Origin of the sequence: Actinoplanes hulinensis, assembly GCF_019429605.1 — a bacterium.
Classification (GTDB): Bacteria; Actinomycetota; Actinomycetes; order Mycobacteriales; family Micromonosporaceae; genus Actinoplanes; species Actinoplanes campanulatus.
Window position 1 is genome coordinate 209,570 of the sequence record NZ_JAHXZI010000004.1, and the last position, 19,514, is coordinate 229,083.

The 19,514-nt window shown below is 71.9% G+C and carries 15 protein-coding genes and 1 pseudogene; 7 read left to right on the top strand and 9 right to left on the bottom strand.

The features are described 5' to 3' along the window. Positions 1-95 precede the first annotated feature (95 nt). The 5 genes from fabI to KZ829_RS09415 form a co-directional block, all read right to left on the bottom strand. The gene (gene fabI, locus KZ829_RS09395; protein ID WP_183217664.1) at positions 96-863 is read right to left on the bottom strand and encodes an enoyl-ACP reductase FabI; all 768 of its coding nucleotides are present in this window, start codon (positions 861-863) and stop codon (positions 96-98) included. A gap of 33 nt (positions 864-896) precedes the next feature. After that, positions 897-1,601: a beta-ketoacyl-ACP reductase gene (locus KZ829_RS09400; protein WP_220143460.1), complete on the bottom strand. Its 705-nt coding sequence runs from the start codon at positions 1,599-1,601 to the stop codon at positions 897-899. Between the two features lie 466 nt (positions 1,602-2,067). Next, a complete protein-coding gene (locus KZ829_RS09405) occupies positions 2,068-3,018 on the bottom strand; it encodes a 26S proteasome regulatory subunit RPN10 (protein WP_188121910.1) in 951 nt (316 codons plus the stop codon). Next, positions 3,015-4,028 carry a DUF58 domain-containing protein gene (locus KZ829_RS09410; protein WP_220143461.1) on the bottom strand — a complete coding sequence of 338 codons (1,014 nt, stop codon included), beginning with the start codon at positions 4,026-4,028 and terminating at the stop codon, positions 3,015-3,017. The genes KZ829_RS09405 and KZ829_RS09410 overlap by 4 nt, the downstream gene beginning before the upstream one ends. After that, positions 4,025-5,278: an AAA family ATPase gene (locus KZ829_RS09415; protein WP_308285405.1), complete on the bottom strand. Its 1,254-nt coding sequence runs from the start codon at positions 5,276-5,278 to the stop codon at positions 4,025-4,027. The genes KZ829_RS09410 and KZ829_RS09415 overlap by 4 nt, the downstream gene beginning before the upstream one ends. A gap of 350 nt (positions 5,279-5,628) precedes the next feature. On the opposite strand from KZ829_RS09415, the gene KZ829_RS09420 reads away from it, so the two are divergent. Genes KZ829_RS09420 through KZ829_RS09435 form a run of 4 tightly spaced genes read left to right on the top strand, consistent with a single transcriptional unit; the run spans position 5,629 to position 8,201 of the window. After that, entirely contained in the window at positions 5,629-5,850 is a 222-nt protein-coding gene (locus KZ829_RS09420) for a hypothetical protein (RefSeq protein ID WP_183217656.1), read from the top strand. 9 nt (positions 5,851-5,859) lie between these two features. Then, entirely contained in the window at positions 5,860-6,375 is a 516-nt protein-coding gene (locus KZ829_RS09425; protein ID WP_220143462.1) for a PH domain-containing protein, read from the top strand. After that, positions 6,372-7,799 carry a PH domain-containing protein gene (locus KZ829_RS09430; RefSeq protein ID WP_220143463.1) on the top strand — a complete coding sequence of 476 codons (1,428 nt, stop codon included), beginning with the start codon at positions 6,372-6,374 and terminating at the stop codon, positions 7,797-7,799. The genes KZ829_RS09425 and KZ829_RS09430 overlap by 4 nt, the downstream gene beginning before the upstream one ends. 3 nt (positions 7,800-7,802) lie before the next feature. After that, positions 7,803-8,201, top strand: a complete 399-nt coding sequence (locus KZ829_RS09435) for a thioesterase family protein (protein WP_229794481.1) — start codon at positions 7,803-7,805, stop codon at positions 8,199-8,201. Between the two features lie 45 nt (positions 8,202-8,246). Here KZ829_RS09435 and KZ829_RS09440 read toward each other — a convergent pair whose 3' ends face one another. Continuing rightward, positions 8,247-9,170, bottom strand: a complete 924-nt coding sequence (locus tag KZ829_RS09440; RefSeq protein WP_220143464.1) for a carbohydrate kinase family protein — start codon at positions 9,168-9,170, stop codon at positions 8,247-8,249. Positions 9,171-9,261: 91 nt separating this feature from the next. On the opposite strand from KZ829_RS09440, the gene KZ829_RS09445 reads away from it, so the two are divergent. Both KZ829_RS09445 and KZ829_RS09450 read left to right on the top strand, forming a co-directional pair. Beyond that, entirely contained in the window at positions 9,262-9,861 is a 600-nt protein-coding gene (locus tag KZ829_RS09445; RefSeq protein WP_246635327.1) for a superoxide dismutase family protein, read from the top strand. A gap of 74 nt (positions 9,862-9,935) precedes the next feature. Further along, complete coding sequence (locus KZ829_RS09450; protein WP_220143465.1) at positions 9,936-11,402, top strand: aminopeptidase P family protein; 1,467 nt, start codon at positions 9,936-9,938, stop codon at positions 11,400-11,402. Position 11,403: 1 nt separating this feature from the next. Here KZ829_RS09450 and KZ829_RS09455 read toward each other — a convergent pair whose 3' ends face one another. From KZ829_RS09455 to pulA, 3 genes and pseudogenes are all read right to left on the bottom strand, one after another. Next, positions 11,404-11,910: a hypothetical protein gene (locus KZ829_RS09455; RefSeq protein ID WP_308285406.1), complete on the bottom strand. Its 507-nt coding sequence runs from the start codon at positions 11,908-11,910 to the stop codon at positions 11,404-11,406. A 47-nt stretch (positions 11,911-11,957) separates the two neighbouring features. After that, entirely contained in the window at positions 11,958-13,067 is a 1,110-nt protein-coding gene (locus KZ829_RS09460) for a DUF6891 domain-containing protein (RefSeq protein WP_220143466.1), read from the bottom strand. A gap of 12 nt (positions 13,068-13,079) precedes the next feature. Continuing rightward, positions 13,080-16,211: pseudogene (pulA, locus tag KZ829_RS09465) on the bottom strand (pullulanase-type alpha-1,6-glucosidase); the annotation flags it as partial. Positions 16,212-16,409: 198 nt separating this feature from the next. Between pulA and acnA the strand changes: the two are divergent. Beyond that, positions 16,410-19,196, top strand: coding sequence for an aconitate hydratase AcnA (acnA, locus tag KZ829_RS09470; RefSeq protein WP_308285408.1), 2,787 nt, complete (start codon positions 16,410-16,412; stop codon positions 19,194-19,196). The last annotated feature ends 318 nt before the right edge of the window (positions 19,197-19,514 follow it).

The following is a 19,514-nucleotide window of genomic DNA, read 5'->3' on the forward strand; positions in this document are numbered from 1 at the left end:
CCGGACTACGCGGTGCCTGCCTTTGGCCTGCCCTCCTGGCCCTCGCCCGAGGCCCGGTGCGGCACCCTCAGCCGGGTGCCGCCCGGTGCGGTCGCTCAGGCCGCAAGAGCGTGGTAACCCCCGTCGACGTGCACCATCTCACCGGTCGTGGCCGGGAACCAGTCGGACAGCAGGGCGCACACCGCGCGGGCGGTCGGCTCCGGGTCGGTGAGGTTCCAGCCGAGCGGCGCCCGCTGGGTCCAGGCGTCCTCGAACTCGCTGAATCCCGGGATCGACTTGGCCGCCATGGTGCGCAGCGGGCCGGCCGACACGATGTTGCTGCGGATGCCGTGCTTGCCCAGGTACATGGCGAGGTAGCGGGAGGCCGACTCGAGCCCGGCCTTGGCGACGCCCATCCAGTCGTACAGCGGGTACGCCTTGGTCGCGTCGAAGGTCAGGCCGACGATGGAGCCACCCTGATCCATCAGCGGCAGGCAGGCGGTGGCCAGGGACTTGTACGAGTACGTCGACACGTGCAGCGCCTGCGACACCTCCTCCCACGTGGTGTCGAGGAAGGCGCCGCCGAGGGCGTTCTGCGGGGCGAAGCCGATGGAGTGGACCACGCCGTCCAGTCCGTCGACGTGCTCGCGAACCTTGCCGGCGAGGCCGTCCAGGTGCTCCTGGTTGGTCACGTCCAGTTCGATGACGGGAGCCGGCTCGGGCAGCCGCTTCGCGATCCGCTCCACCAGCGAGAGCCGGCCGAAGCCGGTGAGCACCACGGTGGCGCCGGCCTCCTGGGCCAGCTTCGCCACCGAGAAGGCGATCGAGGCGTCGGTGATGACGCCGGTGACGAGCAGCCGTTTACCGGCCAGCAGTCCAGACACTTTTACTTCTCTCCTGAAAAAGTCTCGGAAAACTCAGTGCCCCATCCCGAGGCCCCCGTCGACGGGGAGCACGGCGCCCGAGATGTACGCCGCACTGTCGCTCGCCAGGAAGGTCACCGCGGCGGCGACCTCGTCCGTGGCCGCGAGACGACCGGCCGGGACGGCCTTGATGATCTCGGCCTTGCGCGAGTCGGGCAAGACGGCGGTCATCTCGGTCTCGATGAAACCGGGCGCCACCACGTTCGCGGTGATGTTGCGGCTGCCCAGTTCACGCGTGATGCTACGGGCCATGCCGACCAGGCCCGCCTTGCTCGCCGCGTAGTTCACCTGGCCGGGGCCGCCGTACAGGCCGACGACCGACGAGATGAAGACGATCCGGCCCCACTTGGCGCGCAGCATCTTGGTGCTGGCCCGCTTCGCGCAGCGGAACGCCCCGGTCAGGTTGGTGTCGATCACCCGCTCGAACTGCTCGTCGGACATCCGCAGGAGCAGCGTGTCGTCGGTGATGCCGGCGTTCGCCACCAGGACCTCGACCGGGCCGAGCTCGTTCTCCACGAAGGTGAACGCCGCGTCGACGGCCGACGAGTCGGTGATGTCGCACTGCACACCGAACAGGCCCTCGGGGACGTTCGAGCCGCGGTGGGTGACGGCCACCCGGTCTCCCTGTTTGGCGAAGGCCTGGGCGATGGCCAGGCCGATGCCGCGGTTTCCTCCGGTCACCAGAACGGTGCGAGCCACAACACACTCCAATCGACGAGTCATCACACAGGGTCACGACGATCCCTCTGAAAGGCGAGACTATCCGCCCGCACTACCCCTGCCGAGGGATGGTCCCGCCGACTTACACCCCGTTCAGGGCCGCGCCGATTTTCTTAAGTTGTGGTTAAGGGGTACAGTCCGACACGGTTCTGGCCCGGCTATGTAGTGGAGGTGATCGCTGTGCGAGATAGCGATCCTCCCAGTCGTGGCCGGGACGCTCGTCAGCGTTTCTGACCGCTGACACTCGACCCCCACCCGCACGCCACCGGCCCCGTCGAGGCCGGCCCGCCGGCGTGCGGTGGTTCTCGGCCGCGAAGTGACCTACGTCCGTAGCTCAGTCACCAGCGGAAGACGGTTCAACCATGAAGAAGATCGTCGCGCCCCTCGGTTTCACCCTGCTCTCGGCCTGGGTTGTCGTGCTGTTCGTCCTGGCGCACAACACTCCCTAGGGCAACCGGGACGTCCACAGCAGACTCATCGCCGCGCCGGCCAGCCCCAGCAGCAGGCCCACGGCGGCGTACCACCGTGTCACCTCGCGCGGCTCGGTCCGGTGCCCGATCGAGCTGCCCATGTCCTCGTAGACCTGCTTGAGCTCGCTCACCGAGGCCGCCTCGTAGAAGTAGCCGTCGGTGTTCTCGGCCAGCTCCTGCAGGGAGAGGCGGTCCACCGGCACCCGCTGCACCGAGCCGCGGATGTCGACCACACCCGTGTCGGTGCCGAACGCGATCGTCGACACCGGCACGTTGGCCTGCGCCGACGCGGTCGCCGCGTCCTCGATCGAGCGGCCCGACGTGCGGTAGCCGTCGGAGAGCAGCACGATCCGGGCGGGCGGGGCGCCGTCCGCGCCGTCGGCCGGCACCATCCGGATGGCGTCCAGCGAGGTGAACACCGCCTCACCGGTGGCGGTCGCCTCGGCCAGCGTCAGCCCGTCGATCGCGCTGATCACCGCGGACCGGTCCTTGGTCGGCGCGACGAGCACGTTCGCCGCCTTCGCGAACGACACCAGGCCCAGGTTGTAGCTGGGCGGCAGCTCGGCCACGAACGCCTTCGCGGCCTCCTGCGCCGCCTCGATCCGGCTCGGCGCCACGTCCTCGGCCTGCATCGACAGCGACACGTCGATGGCCAGCATCACGGTGGCCCGCTCCAGCGGCTCCTCGGTGTCCACCGAGGGGCGGGCGGTGGCCGCCGCCAGCGCGCCCATCATCAGCAGGAACGCGCCCGCCGAGACGTGCCGGCGCCAGCCCAGGCCCTTCGGGGCGAGGGTGCGGAGCAGGTCGACGTTGGTGAAGCGCATCGCGTACTGCCGCTTGCGGAACTGCCGCCAGACGTACAGCCCGGCCATGGCCAGGACCGGCAGCAGCGTCAGCAGCCACCACGGCTCCAGAAAACGGATCATCGTGTGGTCCCTCGGGTACGGGCGTGGCGCTGAGCGGCCACGAAGCGGACCATGTCGAGCAGCCAGTCGGTGTCGGTGCGCAGCCGGAGGTGGGCCGCGCCGGCGGCGCGCAGCGCACGGGCGATCGCGGCGCGCTGCTCCCCCGCCGCCTCGGCGTACCGACGGCGCAGCTCCGGATCGGAGGTCTGCACCTCGTGCAGCATCCCGGACTCCGGATCGGCCAGGGTCAGCACCCCGACGTCCGGCAGCTCCAGCTCACGTGGGTCGACCACCTCGATGGCGAGCACGTCGTGCCGGACGCCGAGCTTGCGCACCGGCCGGGCCCAGCCCTCCACCGGGGCCAGGAAGTCGGAGATCACCACGGCCACGCCGCGCCGCCGGGGCGGCCGGTTCAGCATGTCGATCAGCTCGCCCAGGTCGGCGCGGCCGGGCCGGATCATGGTCCCGGCGATCGCCCGCAGCAGGCCCTGCGCCTCCTTGCGGCCGGCCCGCGCCGGCAGCCGCAGAACCGGGCCGCCCGGGACGGGCTCACCCACCGTCTCCGGCCTACGGCGCCACCAGCTCCGGCTCACCTTCCTCTCCGGTACGCCGGAGCCGGTGCCCACCACGGCGCCGATCCGGTTGCCGCCCCGGACGGTGAGATGGGCCATCGCGGTGGCGGCCGCGAGCACCAGGTCCCGTTTGAGCCATTTCGCGGTGCCGAAGTCGAGGCTCGCGGACAGATCCACGGCCAGCCAGGTCTCCAGTTCCCGGTCGGCCACCGTACGGCGGACGTGCGGCAGCGTGGTCCGGGCGGTCACCGGCCAGTCCATCCGCCGCACGTCGTCGCCCGGCCGGTACTCCCGCGACTCGCCCGCCTCACTGCCCGGGCCGGGCAGCAGGCCGGCGTAGTCCCCCTGGAGCAGGCCGTCGAGTTTCCGGGTGACCAGCAGTTGCAGCTTGGCGAGGACGGCCTCGGACCGGGCCGCCTCCTCCGGGGCGACCGGCACCGCCGCGCCGGGCCGGATCATTGGGGTCCGGGCTGGCCGGGGTGACCGGGGGCGGGCCAGGGCCCGGCCGGCGGCTGGGGCCGGCCGTTGTCGAACACGCCCGCCGGGACGCCGCTGGTCGGCTGCACACCGGCGGGGCCGGCCACGTACTGCGCGGACTGGGCCACACCGGCCGGGACCGGGGTCATCGGGCCGGGCGGGACCGGCGGCGCGGCCGGGGACCCGCCGTTCGGCCCGGAGCCCTGCCGGGAGGAGACCTGCGGCGGCGGCACCATCTGCATGATCCGGGCCACGATGTGGTCGGCCGGGATGTCGTCGGCCAGCGCGTCGTAGCTGAGCACCAGCCGATGGCGCAGGATGTCCGGGGCGATGTCCTGCACGTCCTGGGGCAGCGCGTAGTCACGGCCGCGCAGCAGCGCCAGCGCCCGGGTGGCCCGGACGATGCCGAGCGAGGCGCGGGGGCTCGCCCCGTACTGGATCAGCTGGGCGACGTCCGGCATGCCGTGCTGTGCCGGGGCCCGGGTGGCCAGCACCAGCCGGACCGTGTAGTCCACCAGCGCGTTGTGCACGAACACCTGGTCAGCGCGGCCCTGGAGGGCGAGCAGGTCCTCCGGGGTGAAGATCTGCTTCGGCTCCGGGGGGCTCACCCCCATCCGGTAGACGATCTCCCGCTCCTCGCTGTCCGTCGGATAGCCCACGAGGATCTTCATGAGGAAGCGGTCCCGTTGCGCCTCCGGCAGCGGGTAGACGCCCTCCTGCTCGATCGGGTTCTGCGTGGCCATCACCAGGAACGGGTCGGGCACGTCGTAGCTCTTGCCGCCGATCGACACCTGGTGCTCGGCCATCACCTCGAGCAGCGCCGACTGCACCTTGGCCGGCGCCCGGTTGATCTCGTCGGCCAGCAGGAAGTTGACGAACACCGGGCCCAGCTCCACGTCGAACTGCTCGCTCGACTGCCGGTAGATCCGGGTGCCCACGATGTCGGCCGGCACCAGGTCCGGGGTGAACTGCACCCGGGAGAACGTGCCGCCGACCACCTTGGCCAGGGTCTCCACCGCGAGGGTCTTGGCCACGCCGGGCACACCCTCGAGCAGGCAGTGCCCGCGGGCCAGCAGGGCCACGAACATCCGCTCGACCATCCGGTCCTGGCCCACGATGACCCGCTTGACCTCGAACATCGCGCGCTCGAGCTGCGACGCGTCGTGCGCCGGGGGCACGGGCGCCGCGGACCCGCCGCTCGTCTCGGTATCGGGCGTGCTCGGCTGCGCCACCGGTCCTCCACAACGGTCGAGATGCGCCGGCTCTTCGACGCCGACGCTCAAGACTTACACGACATACGACAACACACGGCTGGGAGGTTCCCAAGAGCCGGTCCCAGCGGCGCCGCCCAGCCTAGGGCGGCCCGTCGTCATCCGGCCGTCATCATCCCGGAACCCTGTGATCCGCGCAGCCCACGGCGCCATGGGCCGATTGTGTTGATCTTTCTGCGCGATCCGCCGGATCGGGCACGGTCACCGGGTGGATACGCGACCATGGGATGCGTGTAGCATTTGGCTCGTCGCCGGGCGGCTTCCCCCGTGGCCGCCCGGCGCTAAAACTCCCGTTCCGTAATGTCTACGGCATGGTCGAGGAGATCAACCCCCAGTGTTCCGCCAAGGGCTGCCGCGCGCCCGCGGTCTGGCAGCTGCGGTGGAACAACCCGAAGATCCACACGCCGGAGCGGCGGAAGACCTGGCTAGCCTGCGACGAGCACCGGGCCTCGCTCGGCTCCTTCCTGGAGGCCCGTGGGTTCCTGCGTGAGGTCACCCCCTTCACCTCGTCGGGAGAGGCGATCATCTCTTAGGCTTCAAGGGTGAGCGAGCCGCCCGCACGAACCGTCGTCGATGCCCTCGAACCCTGGCCGGACACCGTGATCTGGCGTCCGCTCTCCAGCCGGCTGATCGTCGTGCACCTGATCGGCGTCGCCACCTGGACCGTCGTGCTGCTCGGCGGCCTGCTCGCCGGCCGGATCATCGGCGGCCAGACCGCGTGGCTGTGGGGCATGGGCGCGGTCCTGGTCCTCGGCCTCTGGCGCGCCGGCGTGGCCGTCCGCGCGGTCCGGGCGTGGGGTTACGCCGAGCGCGACAACGACCTGCTGGTGCGGCACGGCCTGGTGGTCCGCCACCTGTCGATCGTGCCGTACGCGCGGATGCAGTACGTGGACGTCACCGCCGGACCGCTGGAGCGCGCGTTCGGCCTGGCCACGGTGCAACTGCACACGGCCGCGGCGGCCAGCGACGCCCGGGTGCCCGGGCTGCCGCCGGAGGAGGCGGCCCGTCTCCGGGACCGGCTCACCGCCCTCGGCGAGGACCGGGCCGAGGGCCTGTGAGCGACACCGGACATCCCGTCACGTCCGGGCCGCCGGCGCCGGAAGTCGAGCCGCGCCGGCGCCTGCACCCGCTCAGCCCGCTGCTGAAAGGCGCCAAGAGCATCGCCGTGATCGTGGCGGCGCTCTCCTGGCAGACCCTCGGGCAGGTCGGGGCGACCGACTTCGCGCTCATCGTGCTGGCGCTCGCGGTCGGGGTGGCGATCTTTTCAGCGGTCGGCTGGTGGAACACCGGGTACCACGTCGTCGCCCGGGAGCTGCGGATCACCGAGGGCCTGGTCTGGCGGCGCAACCGGGCCATCCCGCTCGACCGGCTCCAGGCCGTGGAGCTGCGCCGGCCCCTGCTCGCCCAGATCAGCGGCCTGGCCGAGCTGCGGCTCGAGGTGGTCGGTGGCAACAAGGCGGAGGCTCCGCTCGCCTACCTGACCGTGCGGGACGCGGCCACCCTGCGGGAGCGGCTGCTGGCGCTGTCCGGGCGGGCCGCTCCGGTGGACGACACCGCCACCACCGCGGACGAGCCGGCCGGTGGCGCGCCGCTCTACCGGGTGCGCAACCACGACCTGCTGATCAGCCAGTTGCTCACCCCGCAGGCGATCCTCCTGCCGCTCGGTGTGGCCTGGGTGTCCGCCCAGTTCCTGCTGGAGGGCTCGTGGACGTTCGTCGGCATCGCCAGCACGGTGACCGCGATGGCCGGTGTCCTCCTCCAGCCGATCCGGCGGGTGCTGCGCGACTGGGACTTCCAGCTCGCCCGGGAGAACGGCGACCGGTTGGTGCTGCACTACGGCCTCACCGAGACGCGCAGCCAGGTGGTGCCGCCGAACCGGGTGCAGGCGGTGCGGCTCACCTGGCCGTTCCTCTGGCGGGCCAAACGGTGGATGCGCCTGCGGATGGACATCGCCGGCCTGTCCGGTCCCGACCCCGGCGACGACAAGAGCTCCGACCGCCTCATGCCGGTCGGTGACCTGGCGACCGCCCGCGCCCTGGTCGCCGCGGCGCTGCCCGGGGTCGACCTGGCCGCCCTGGCCACCTCGCCACCCCCGCCGCGGGCCCGTCTGCTGCATCCCTTCGGGCTGCGTTTCCTGGGCGCCGGCCTGGCGGCCGACGTCTTCGTCTCCCGCTCCGGGCGGATCACCCGCGAGACGGCCCTGATCCCGTACGCCCGGATGCAGAGCGTCCGCGTCGTCCAGGGCCCGGTGCAGCGCCGCCTGGGACTGGCCACGGTGTACGCGGACACCGCCGGCGGCCACGCCGGTGCGGCCCACGACCGGCCCCTGGCCGAGGCCTACGCCATCGCCGACCAGCTCGCCCTGCGCGCCCGCCGGGCCCGCTCCGGCCCGCCCGCCCCGGTCGGCGTCGCGGGTCCGGTCACCGATGGATCGGAAGCACCCGTGGAAGAGACGTTCTGGCAACGGCCCGGACAGCCTTAAGCTTTGACAATGGAGCCTCCGGAGTTCGCGCCCGGTCTCAGCGCCCGGGTCGAGTTGTTGGTCACCGACGCCGACACCGCACAGTCCCTCGGCTCCGGTGACGTGCCGGTGCTCGGCACGCCCCGGGTGCTCGCCCTGGCCGAGGCTGCGACGGTCGCGGCGACCGCCCGCCAGATCCCCGGCGGCATCACCACGGTCGGCACCCGGGCGGAGGTCGAGCACCGGGCGCCCACCCCGCTCGGTCGCCGGGTCGTCGCCCAGGCCACGCTGACCAAGGTGGACGGCCGCAAGCTCCTCTTCGAAGTGACCGTCCACGACGGCGAGCTGCTGGTGGCCGAGGTCCGCCTGGAACGGGTCGTCCTCGACCGGCAGCGCTTCATCGCCCGCGCCTTCGGCGACTGATCCCCAGCCGGTGTGCTCCGGGCGTACCGGGAATGGGTCTGATCTTCAGCGGACGCCCCAGCGGGCCGCCAGGTCGGCCGGGGTGGGCATGGCCGTGGCGCCGCCCCGGCGTTCGCAGACGAGGCCGGCCACCGACAGGGCGAAGTCGACGTGGCCCGGCGTGGTGGGCCCGCCCTCGGAGAGCAGGCGGCTGATCAGGGCGGCCATCACCGAGTCGCCGGCGCCGGTGGCGTCGACCGCGTCGACCTTCGGCGCGGGGAGCGTGACGGCGCCGTCCGCGGTGGCGAGGTGGGCGCCCCGCGCGCCGTCGGTCACCACGACGGTGGCCGCGCCGAGCGAGCGGATGTGCGCGGCGGCGGCCGCCGGATCGGGTTCGCCATAGAGTGTCGCGGCGTCGGCGGCGCTCAGTTTGACCAGGTCGGCGGTGGCGAAGAACTCCTCGGCGAGGTCACGCAGCGCGGTCACGGCGGCGGCGCCGGGGAGCAGGGTGGGCCGCACGTTCGGGTCGAAGACGCGCAGCGGGCCGGGGACGGCCCAGGCGGCGCGGGCGGCGTCCAGGAACGGGCGGCGCAGCAGGCAGATCGAGCCCGCGTAGAGGACCGCGGCGCCGGCCACCTCGGCCGGGTCCAGGTCGGCCGGGGCGAGCAGCGCGTAGGACGGCGGCTCGCCGTAGAAGGTGAAGGTCGGCTCGGCGCCCTCGAAGGTGGTCACGGCCAGGGTGGTGGGCACGGGCACCCGGCGGACCCCTCGGTCGCCGACACCGGTCTCGCGGAGGAATCCGGCGATCCGGTCGCCGAGCGTGTCGTCGCCGAGCGTGCCGGCGTAGCGGGCCTCGCCGCCCAGCCGGGCCACGCCGACGGCCACGTTGAGCGGGGCGCCGCCGATCGCCTGGCGGTAGACGCGCTCGCCGTCGAGTTCGGCTTCGAGCAGGTCGACCAGCGCCTCGCCCATCACCATCGCGTAGCCCATGACGGTCAGCCTCTCATCCGTCGCGGGGCACCGGCGGGCCAGTACCCGCGAGAAACGAGGCCTATATGGGTGAATTTGGGATAATTGCTGGATGAATGGTCGTCTGTTGATTCTCACGGCGCCGCTCGCGCTGAGCCTGCTCCCCGCGCCCGCCGCGAACGCCGCCATGCCCAGGCACGAGTTCGAGGGCACGTTCAAACGCTGGCGCGCGGGCGCCACCGCGATCACCTATCAACCCGAGCTGGTCCCGCAAGGCGCGCGGGCCACGGTCACGGCCGAGAAGACCGGGGCCGGGGTACGGGTGGAACTTCTCGCCACCGGACTGATCCCGGGCCGGGCCTACGGGGCGCACGTGCACACCAGCCCGTGCGGCAAGGATCCGGCCGCCGCAGGGCCGCACTACCAGCACCGCCTGGATCCGGCCGCCGGACCGGGCCGCCCGTCGGTGGACCCGGCCTACGCCAACCCGCGCAACGAGGTCTGGCTGGACCTCACCGCCGACCGCAACGGGGTGGGCCGCTCGGTGAGCGCGCAGGACTGGATGTTCGACCTGAAACGGGCGCCGTGGTCGCTGGTGCTGCACGCCGAACACACCCATACCGGACCGGGTGAGGCGGGCACCGCAGGGGCACGGCTGGCCTGCCTGACCAGGGACGCGCTCACGCCGTACGGGGAACCGGCCGGCCGCTGACCGAACACCGCCCGGCCCTGCCGGGCTGGGCGGCCCAGGCGGTAACGTCGGTGGCACCGAGAACGGAGGCACCCATGACGGCCGAGAACAGCGGCACCCAGCCCAAGACCGAGTCGCACGACCCGGACTTCCCCGAGGCGTTCCTGAGCTTCATGCGCCAGGGCTGGCGGGAGGATCCGCTCACCGTCACACCCCTGCCCGAGGTGCCCAACTACGCGAAGCGGCGGGCCGCGCTCTCCGAGGCGTTCCCCGGTGAGACGCTGATCATCCCGAGCGGCAACGAGAAGGTGCGGGCCAACGACACCGACTACCACTTCCGCCCGGGCAGCGACTTCTTCTACCTGACCGGTGACCACGACCCGGACAGCGTGCTCATCCTGCACCCGAGCGGCTCCGGCCACGACGCGGTGCTCTACACCCGGCAGCGCAACTCCAAGGACACCGACCGCTTCTTCCGGGACCGCAACGGCGAGCTCTGGGTCGGGCGCACGCACACGCTGGCCGAGAAGTCGACCGAGCTGGGCCTGCCCACCGCCGCCCTGGGCTCGCTGGGCCCGGCGCTGGCCGGGTCGGCTCCGGGGCGGACCCGGGTGCTGCGCGGGCTGGACGCGAATGTGGACCGCGCCATCCTGCCGTACGAGCCGGATCGTTCCCGGCTCCGCGACCGTGAGCTGGCCCACGTGGTCTCCGAGCTGAAGCTGGTCAAGGACGAGTGGGAGATCGCCCAGCTGCAGGCCGCCATCGACGCCACGGTGCGCGGCTTCGAGGACGTGGCCCGCGTCCTGCCGGCCGACCGGGGTGTCAAGGAGCGGCTGCTGGAGGGCGTGTTCGGGCTGCGCGCCCGGCACGACGGCAACGACGTCGGCTACACCTCGATCGTGGGCGCCGGCCCGCACGCGACGATCCTGCACTGGGTGCGCAACAACGGTGTGACGGTGCCGGGTGAGCTGCTGCTGATGGACATGGGTGTGGAGGGCCACAACCTCTACACCGCCGACGTGACCCGGACGGTGCCGGTCAACGGCGTCTTCACCCCGTTGCAGCGGCAGGTGTACGACATCGTCCACGCCTCCCAGCAGGCCGGCATGGACGCGATCAGGCCCGGCGTGGTCTTCCGCGACGTGCACAAGGTCTGCATGCGGGTGCTCGCCGAGGGCCTGCACGACCTGGGCCTGCTACCGGTCGGTGTGGACCAGGCGATGGCCGACGACAGCACGGTCTACCGGCGGTGGACACTGCACGGCTTCGGCCACATGCTCGGCATCGACGTGCACGACTGCTCGGCGGCTCGCAACGAGACGTACCGGGAGGGCGAGCTGAAGGAGGGCTTCGTGCTCACCGTCGAGCCGGGCCTCTACTTCCAGCCGGAGGACGAGCTGGTGCCCGAGGAGCTGCGCGGCGTCGGCATCCGCATCGAGGACGACGTCCTGGTGACCGCGGACGGCTGCCGCAACCTGTCGGCGGGCCTGCCGCGCTCCTCCGGTGAGGTGGAGCAGTGGCTCGCGGCGCAGCGTGAGGCGGGTCCCCGCCTGCCCGGCTGAGTCAGCCCTTCCGGTAGTCGGAGACGATCCAGCACTCGGCGCCGGCAGCCGTGTCGGTGACGTTGATGGTCACCTTGGCCGGATGACCGTCGGTGAGGTCGAACTCGGTGGCCACCTCGGCCCCGTCCTCCTCGGCGGTCTCCGCCATGGTGACCAGCTCGCCCAGCGTCGGCACCTCGATCTCCTCGCCCTCCTGCCCGGTCGCCGGGCCGAGGTCGACGGCGGCCGAGGCGGTCGGCGCCGCGGCGGACGCGCCGACCCGCTGCGAGCCGGTCACCTTCCCGCCGGAGACGGTGGCCTGGTAGCGGCCCAGCGGCGCGGCGGCGTCACAGCCCCGGGTCAGCACGAAGCTGTAGGCCGAGGGCTCGGTCCATGCCGGCGCGGACGCGGCCACCGACGGCGGCGGATCCTGAATGACCGGCTCACTGTCCGGAGAGGACGTGCATCCCCCGGCCAGCCCGGCGACGACCACCACACACAGCACACGCTCGAACCGCAGAACTCCCACGCGGCGCAATCTAGCGCAGCCGTGCCCGTCCACCGTGCTCCGGCTCGTCACCAGGGCCGGCTGATCACTTCCGGCAGCTCCCGGACCGCGACCCGGTCCTCATCGGCCAGCACGCCGAACATCCGCTCCGCCTCGTCGACGGTGGCGTGCCTGCCGACCGACGCGGCCGCTTCGACGTCGGGCGTCTCCAGCCACAGCCCACTCTCCTCCCAGACCACCTGCACGCATCCGCCGGACCGGCCGACCGCGCTGAGCCACGACCCGGTCCGCGTGGGCAGCCGCCGCAGCACGCCGGTGACCTCGGCGATCGTCATCGGCCGCCCGGCGGGCTCGGCGTGCCCGGCGGGCAGGGTCTGGTAGGTCACCTCGATCAGCCCCGCCTCGGCCGGCGGCTCCTCGCCCTCCCCGTCCGCCAGCAGCCGCAGCCCGTCGAACCGGCCCACCGCACGGCCGTCGCCGATCAGCCGGTCGAACTCCCGGTGCACCGCCACCGACCGCTCGCCGTCGGTGAGCCGGAGCTCGACCCCGGCGGGCAGCCACGGCAGCTCGACCTCGCCGAGCACGGCCGCCGGGAGCCGCCCGGGGACACGGTGCCGACCGCGGACCACCTCGACGCCGATCTCCCGGCCGACTGGCTCCGACGGGTGGGCGGCCATCCGCCCGTACCGGGGACGGGCCCACCGCAGCCGCACGTGGATCCGCTGGCCGGCCGACTCGTCCCAGTCCACGTGCAGGCCCTCGGCGCGCAGCGCGGCCACCACCTCCCGGCCGGTCTCGACGTCCGGGCCGAAGGCGAGCCACAGGCTGCCGCCGCCGGCCGCCCGCTCGGCGTCCTGCTGGTGGTAGAAGACGAAACCCCGGCCCGGGACGTCGCGCAGCTCGGCGACCCCGCAGTTCTGGCAGCAGGAGAAGTCCTGCCGGGCGATGATGCCGGCGGTGTCCAGCGCCCGGAACGCGTCGGTGAGCCGGTCGCTGTCGGTCCGCCGCGGCCAGCCCACCTGTGCCTCGAGGTGGGCCGCGAAGTGCCGGGTGGCCAGCGCGCGGATCTTCTCCGGTTCGATCTCGCCGCTGAAGTCCTCGGCGCACTCCTCCACCAGGGTGATCCAGTCGTGCTCGCCACGCGCCACGGCGACCCGCACGTTCTCCTCGACGGACATGTATCTCCCTGCTCAGACGGTGTCACTGACGAAGACCGCGACCGACCGGGCCGGCACCTCGTGCGGTGTGGCGGCGCGCAGCACCGGATCCGCCGACGCGATCTGCTCCGGATGCGGGCGCAACGACCCCGGCTCGGTCAGCCGCGGCCGGGCCGGCTCGGTGGTGGCGTTGAACACCACCACGACCCGGCTCCAGCGGGCGTCCAGCCCGGTGCCGTCCAGGCACATCACGATCACGCCGGGTGGCTCCTGCGGGCCGCCGAGCGGGAACGACAGGCGCCGCTGCACCTCCTCGGCGGTGGGCAGCCCGAAGACCGGCGAGGACCGGCGGATGCGGAGCAGCTCCCGGTAGCGCTCGGCGGTCAGCTCGATCACGTCGGGCCGGGGCACCAGGCCCGGGTCGGCGAGCAGCGGCCGGGCGTAGTCCCACTTGTCGGCGTTGTCGGGCTCCGGTGGCAGGCCCACGCCGAACCCGTTGCCCAGGCCCGGATCCCAGCGGATCTGGTTGAACCAGTCGCCGGAGTTGTAGGAGTTCCGGTCCAGCGACTTGGACCGCAGCAGCTCGGTGCCGAGCGCCACGAACCCGGCGCCCTGGCCCAGCACCACGAAGGAGAGGGCGAGGATCTGCATCCGGGCGCGGTCCAGCTGGGGCGTGTCGGGGGGCAGTTTGAACGCCATGGCGTCGTACAGGATCTCGTTGTCGTGGGCGTCCACATAGTTGACCGCCTCGCCGGGGGCGTGGGCGTAGCCGCACGGTGAGCCGTTGTAGTCGATCTGGGCGCCGCTGCGCTCCACCCCGTCGTGGTTGACGAACCGGTACGTCGTGAGCGCCCCGGACAGCCCCACCTTGATCCGGTCGTGCAGCCACAGCGGCGTGGCCGAACCGAGCCCGGTGGCGAACCCGGGCACCCCCGGGTCGTCGCCGAACGCGCCACCGCCGCGCAGCGCGTCCCGCAGCCGGTCGTTGAACGTGGCGACGCCGGTGCCGGCCATGTTGACCTGGGTGGCCTGGACGAAGCGGGCGTCATAGGCCACCTCCCCGAAATTCCACCCCTCCCCGTAGAGCACCGTGCCGGGGCCGAGCGCCTCCTGGACGCGCAGGATGTTCGCCTTCGGGTGGTGGCCCATCAGGTCGAACCGGAACCCGTCGATCCGGTAGTGCCGTGCCCAGGTGACCAGCGAGTCGACGACGAGCCGGTCCATCATGGCGTGCTCGGTGGCGGTGTTGGGGCAGCAGGAGGACTCGGCGGTGCTGCCGTCGGCGAGCAGCCGGTGGTAGTAGCCCGGCACGATCCGGTCGAGGACGCTGAACCGGCCGAGCCCGTCGTGCATGGTGTGGTTGTAGACGACGTCGAGGACCACCCGCAGACCGGCCGCGCTGAGGGCCATCACCGCCTGGCGCAGCTGGAGGATCCGGTGCGGCCCGGCCGGGTCGGTGGCGTAACCGCCCTCCGGCGCCGTCCAGTGCCACGGGTCGTAACCCCAGTTGAACCCGTCGGTGTCGGCGACCGCCATGACGGCCCGCTGCTGCTCCGGCGAATCCGGCGGGAAGGTGGCCAGGTCGCAGGCGGGCACCGACTGGTCGGCGCGGCGGTCCGGCACGGTGGCGAAGTCGTTGACCGGCAGCAGGTGCACGTGGGTGAGCCCGGCCTCGGCCAGCGAGCGCAGGTGGCGCATCCCGGCCGAACCGGGATGGGTGAAGGCCAGGTAGGTGCCGCGCTCGGCGGCCGGCACCGAGCCGTCCAGGATGGAGAAGTCGCGCACCGACAGCTCGCTGATCTGCATCCGGGCGGGGGCCACCGGCGGCGGTTTGACCAGGGTGTCCCAGCCGTGTGGGCGCAGCGCCGGATCGTCCAGGTCGATCAGTTGGCTGTGGGTGGAGTCGGTGGCCAGGGACACCGAGTACGGATCCGTCACGCTGGTCGTCACCACCCGCTGTGCGGCCGGTTGCCACACCTGGACCCGGAATCTGTACCACCGGCCGAGCCACTTGCGCCGGCCGGTGATCGACCAGACGCCGGTCGTGTCGTCGCGCTCCATCGGCAGGACCCGTGGCTCGTCGGCGGGGTCCTTGAAGAGCTCCAGCTCCACCGTGCGGGCGGTCGGCGCCCACACCGAGATCCGGGGCCGGTCGTGGTCCTCGGTCACCGGGCCCAGCTCGGCCCCGGTGGCGGCCTCGTAGAGGTCGTCGAGCACTCCGGCGAGCTGCACCGCGGTGACCGCGACCACCTCGCCCGAGGTGTCCCGGCCCTCGACGAGCAGACGGTCCCGCAGAAGCGGGTCCAGGTCGGTCTCCGGGACGGCGAAGGCGCGGTACGCCCGGAGGTGCGGGAACCGTCGGCTCTGCGCCTGGAAGAGGCCGCCCGGCCGGGGCGCGAGGGAAAGCCCGCCGAGCGTGAACGTGGCCGCGCGGGCGGCGAACCAGTCGGGCAGCGCCACCGTGGTCCGGTCGATGAGGACGGCGTGCGCCCGGGCCGGGTCCAGCTCCGGCCCGAGGGTCCCGAGGTCGGGGCGGACCGGCGCCCGCACCCCGGCGGTCAGCCACACCTCCCGGCAGACGGTGAGGTCGAGCCGCTGGTCGTCGGGCAGATCCTTCTCCTCGCCGCGGTGCAGCACATAGCGCAGGCCCACCGCGCCGGGCCGGACCGGAACCTCGAAGACCGCGCCGAACGCGTCGAAGCGGGTGGGCGCCAGCGGCGTGCCCCAGCGGGTGCGGTCCTTGACGAGGACGCCCTCCCAGCAGTGCAGACCCCACCCGGCGTAGTCACCGGCGGGCCGCCGGTAGTGGATCACCACGGTGGCAGGGCCGGGTGGTGTGGTCTCCGGGGCGACGGTGGAGACCGCCCGGTCACCGGCGGTCACCCAGATCTCGCTCGCCTCGCGGATCGCGACCCAGCGGTCGGCCTCGACGTCCTTGGCGCCCCGGCGGTTCAGCACCAGGAAGCCGGCCTTCTGCGCGTCGCGGGCCAGCGGCACCCAGGCGAAGCGGCCCCACTCGTCCTCCCCCGCGAACGGGACGCCATCGGGATAGGCCGGACCCGCGCCGGGCTCGAGGTCGCCCCAGGCGTGCAGCACCCAGTCCGCGTAGTCATCGTCGTCGCGCCGGTAGTGCACGATCAGCCATCGCGGATCGCCTCTGGTCACCGGCACATCATCGCAGCGGGATACGACATTTTCCGGGCGTCCCGATGAAGGGCTGGAAGACTCGGCCCGTGGGACCCGCCTTGCACGGGCTTACAAGACGGACGTACGGTTTACCGAAGACGCACAACCGAGAGTTAGGCAAACCTAACCCGAAGGTCGCCCTTTCGGTGCGAAAGACTTGACTTCCAGTCGCTGGGTGTGAAGGAGATGACGGTGGCCAGCCTCGACACCTTTGGTGCGAAGAGCGAGCTGCGCGTCGGAGACGCGAGCTACGAGATTTTCACGATCGACAAGGTCAAGGGGCACGATCGCCTGCCCTACTCCTTGAAGATCCTCCTGGAGAACCTGCTGCGTACTGAGGACGGCGCGAACATCACCGCCGACCACATCACCGCGCTCGGCAGCTGGGACAAGGACGCCCAACCCAACGTCGAGATTCAGTTCACCCCGGCACGGGTGCTGATGCAGGACTTCACCGGCGTCCCCTGCGTGGTCGACCTGGCCACCATGCGTGAGGCCGTCAAGGAGCTGGGCGGCGACCCCACCAAGGTCAACCCGCTCTCGCCCGCCGAGATGGTCATCGACCACTCGGTCATCGCCGACCTGTTCGGCCGTGCGGACGCCTTCCAGCGCAACGTGGACCTGGAGTACCAGCGCAACAAGGAGCGCTACCAGTTCCTGCGCTGGGGCCAGACCGCGTTCAACGAGTTCAAGGTCGTCCCGCCGGGCACCGGCATCGTGCACCAGGTCAACATCGAGTACCTGGCCCGCACCATCATGGAGCGCAACGGCCAGGCCTACCCGGACACCGTGGTCGGCACCGACTCGCACACCACCATGGTCAACGGCCTGGGCGTGCTGGGCTGGGGCGTCGGCGGCATCGAGGCCGAGGCCGCCATGCTCGGCCAGCCGGTCAGCATGCTGATCCCGCGGGTCGTCGGCTTCAAGCTCTCCGGCGAGGCGCCGGCCGGCACCACCGCCACCGACCTGGTGCTCACCATCACCGAGATGCTGCGCAAGCACGGTGTGGTCAGCAAGTTCGTCGAGTTCTACGGCCCCGGCGTGAGCGCCGTCCCGCTGGCCAACCGCGCGACCATCGGCAACATGTCGCCGGAGTACGGCTCCACCGTCGCGATCTTCCCGATCGACGAGCAGACCATCGACTACCTGAAGCTGACCGGCCGCACCGAGCAGCAGGTGGCGCTCGTCGAGGCGTACGCGAAGCGCCAGGGCCTGTGGCTGGACCCGAACGCCGAGCCGGACTACTCGGAGAAGCTCGAGCTGGACCTGTCGACGATCGTCCCGTCGCTGGCCGGCCCGAAGCGCCCGCAGGACCGCGTCCTGCTCAGCGAGGCCAAGCCGATGTTCCGCGACGCCCTGAAGAACTACGTACAGCCCCAGGGCCACGCCGACGAGGCCAGCGACGAGTCCTTCCCGGCCAGCGACTCGCCGGCCAACGGCGTCGACGACCCGGCCGACAAGCCGCATGTCTTCAGCGCCGCGAACGGGGCCGACGGCCGCCCGTCGAAGCCGACCCTGGTCAAGGGCGAGGACGGCGTCGAGTACGAACTGGACCACGGCGCCGTCGTCATCGCCGCCATCACGTCCTGCACCAACACCTCGAACCCGCAGGTCATGATCGGCGCCGCGCTGCTGGCCAAGAAGGCGGTGGAGAAGGGCCTGACCCGCAAGCCGTGGGTCAAGACCACCCTGGCGCCGGGCTCGAAGGTCGTCTCCGACTACTACGACCGGGCCGGGCTGACCCCCTACCTGGACAAGATCGGTTTCAACCTGGTCGGCTACGGCTGCACCACCTGCATCGGCAACTCCGGTCCGCTGCCCGAAGAGGTCTCGGCCGCCATCAACGAGGCCGACCTGACCGCGGTCAGCGTCCTCTCCGGCAACCGGAACTTCGAGGGCCGGATCAACCCGGACGTCAAGATGAACTACCTGGCGTCCCCGCCGCTGGTCGTCGCCTACGCCCTGGCCGGCTCGATGGACATCGACATCACCACCGAGCCGCTCGGCACGGGTTCGGACGGCAAGCCGGTCTACCTCAACGACATCTGGCCGACCAACCAGGAGATCGACGACACCATCGCGCAGGCGATCGGCGCCGAGGGCTTCTCCACGGCGTACCAGGACGTCTTCGCCGGTGACGAGCAGTGGCAGTCGCTGCCCACCCCGACCGGCGACACCTTCGCCTGGGCGAGTGACTCCACCTACGTCCGCAAGCCCCCGTACTTCGAGGGCATGCAGGCCGACCCGAGCCCGGTGACCGACATCACCGGCGCCCGCGTCCTGGCCAAGCTGGGCGACTCGGTCACCACCGACCACATCTCCCCGGCCAGCTCGATCAAGCCCGACTCGCCGGCCGGCAAGTACCTCGCGGCCAACGGCGTCCCGCGCGCCGAGTTCAACAGCTACGGCTCGCGCCGCGGCAACCACGAGGTCATGATCCGTGGCACGTTCGCCAACATCCGGCTGCGCAACCAGCTGCTGACGGATGTCGAGGGTGGCTTCACGCTCAACCACCTGACCGGCGAGCAGACCACCATCTACGACGCCTCGGTCGCCTACCAGGAGGCCGGCATCCCGCTGGTCATCCTGGCCGGCAAGGAGTACGGCTCGGGCTCGTCGCGTGACTGGGCCGCCAAGGGCACCATGCTCCTCGGCGTCCGCGCGGTCATCGCCGAGAGCTACGAGCGCATCCACCGCTCCAACCTGATCGGCATGGGCGTGCTGCCGCTGCAGTTCCCGCAGGGCCAGAACGCCGCGTCGCTCGGCCTCACCGGCACCGAGACCTTCTCGTTCGCCGGCGTCACCGAGCTGAACAACGGCTCCACCCCGCGCACGGTCAAGGTGACGACGGACACCGGCATCGAGTTCGACGCCGTCGTCCGCATCGACACTCCCGGCGAGGCGGACTACTACCGCAACGGCGGCATCCTCCAGTACGTCCTCCGCAAGATGCTCCGCGGCTGACGATCACCGAGACGCCCCGCCTTCCACTCACGGAGGGCGGGGCGTTCCGCTTTCCAAGTTCAACCCCGATGTCGCACCTGAGTGGTGGGTACAGACCGCTGCTCCCGCCGAGGGCCCGGCGCGACTCGCTGGCCGCTGACGCGTCCAAACCGCTCCCCACCCCGGGCGACGTGCGTAAGGGGTCGCCCTCACCCCAACCCCGGCTGGCCCTCAGTGCTGTCGGGTTTGAGTGACCACTCACGCACGTCGCCGGGTGGGGGTGGCCGTTCAGGAGCCGCCAGGCGACTGGCCGCCCGCGCCCGGCCCTCGGCGGGAGCA

Coding starts and splice junctions, on each gene's coding strand:
- KZ829_RS09405 (WP_188121910.1), bottom strand. CDS start 3,018: ATGATCCGTTTTCTGGAGCCGTGGTGGCTGCTGACGCTGCTGCCGGTC.
- KZ829_RS09410 (WP_220143461.1), bottom strand. CDS start 4,028: ATGATCCGGCCCGGCGCGGCGGTGCCGGTCGCCCCGGAGGAGGCGGCC.
- KZ829_RS09420 (WP_183217656.1), top strand. CDS start 5,629: ATGGTCGAGGAGATCAACCCCCAGTGTTCCGCCAAGGGCTGCCGCGCG.
- KZ829_RS09440 (WP_220143464.1), bottom strand. CDS start 9,170: ATGGGCTACGCGATGGTGATGGGCGAGGCGCTGGTCGACCTGCTCGAA.
- KZ829_RS09445 (WP_246635327.1), top strand. CDS start 9,262: ATGAATGGTCGTCTGTTGATTCTCACGGCGCCGCTCGCGCTGAGCCTG.
- KZ829_RS09450 (WP_220143465.1), top strand. CDS start 9,936: ATGACGGCCGAGAACAGCGGCACCCAGCCCAAGACCGAGTCGCACGAC.
- KZ829_RS09460 (WP_220143466.1), bottom strand. CDS start 13,067: ATGTCCGTCGAGGAGAACGTGCGGGTCGCCGTGGCGCGTGGCGAGCAC.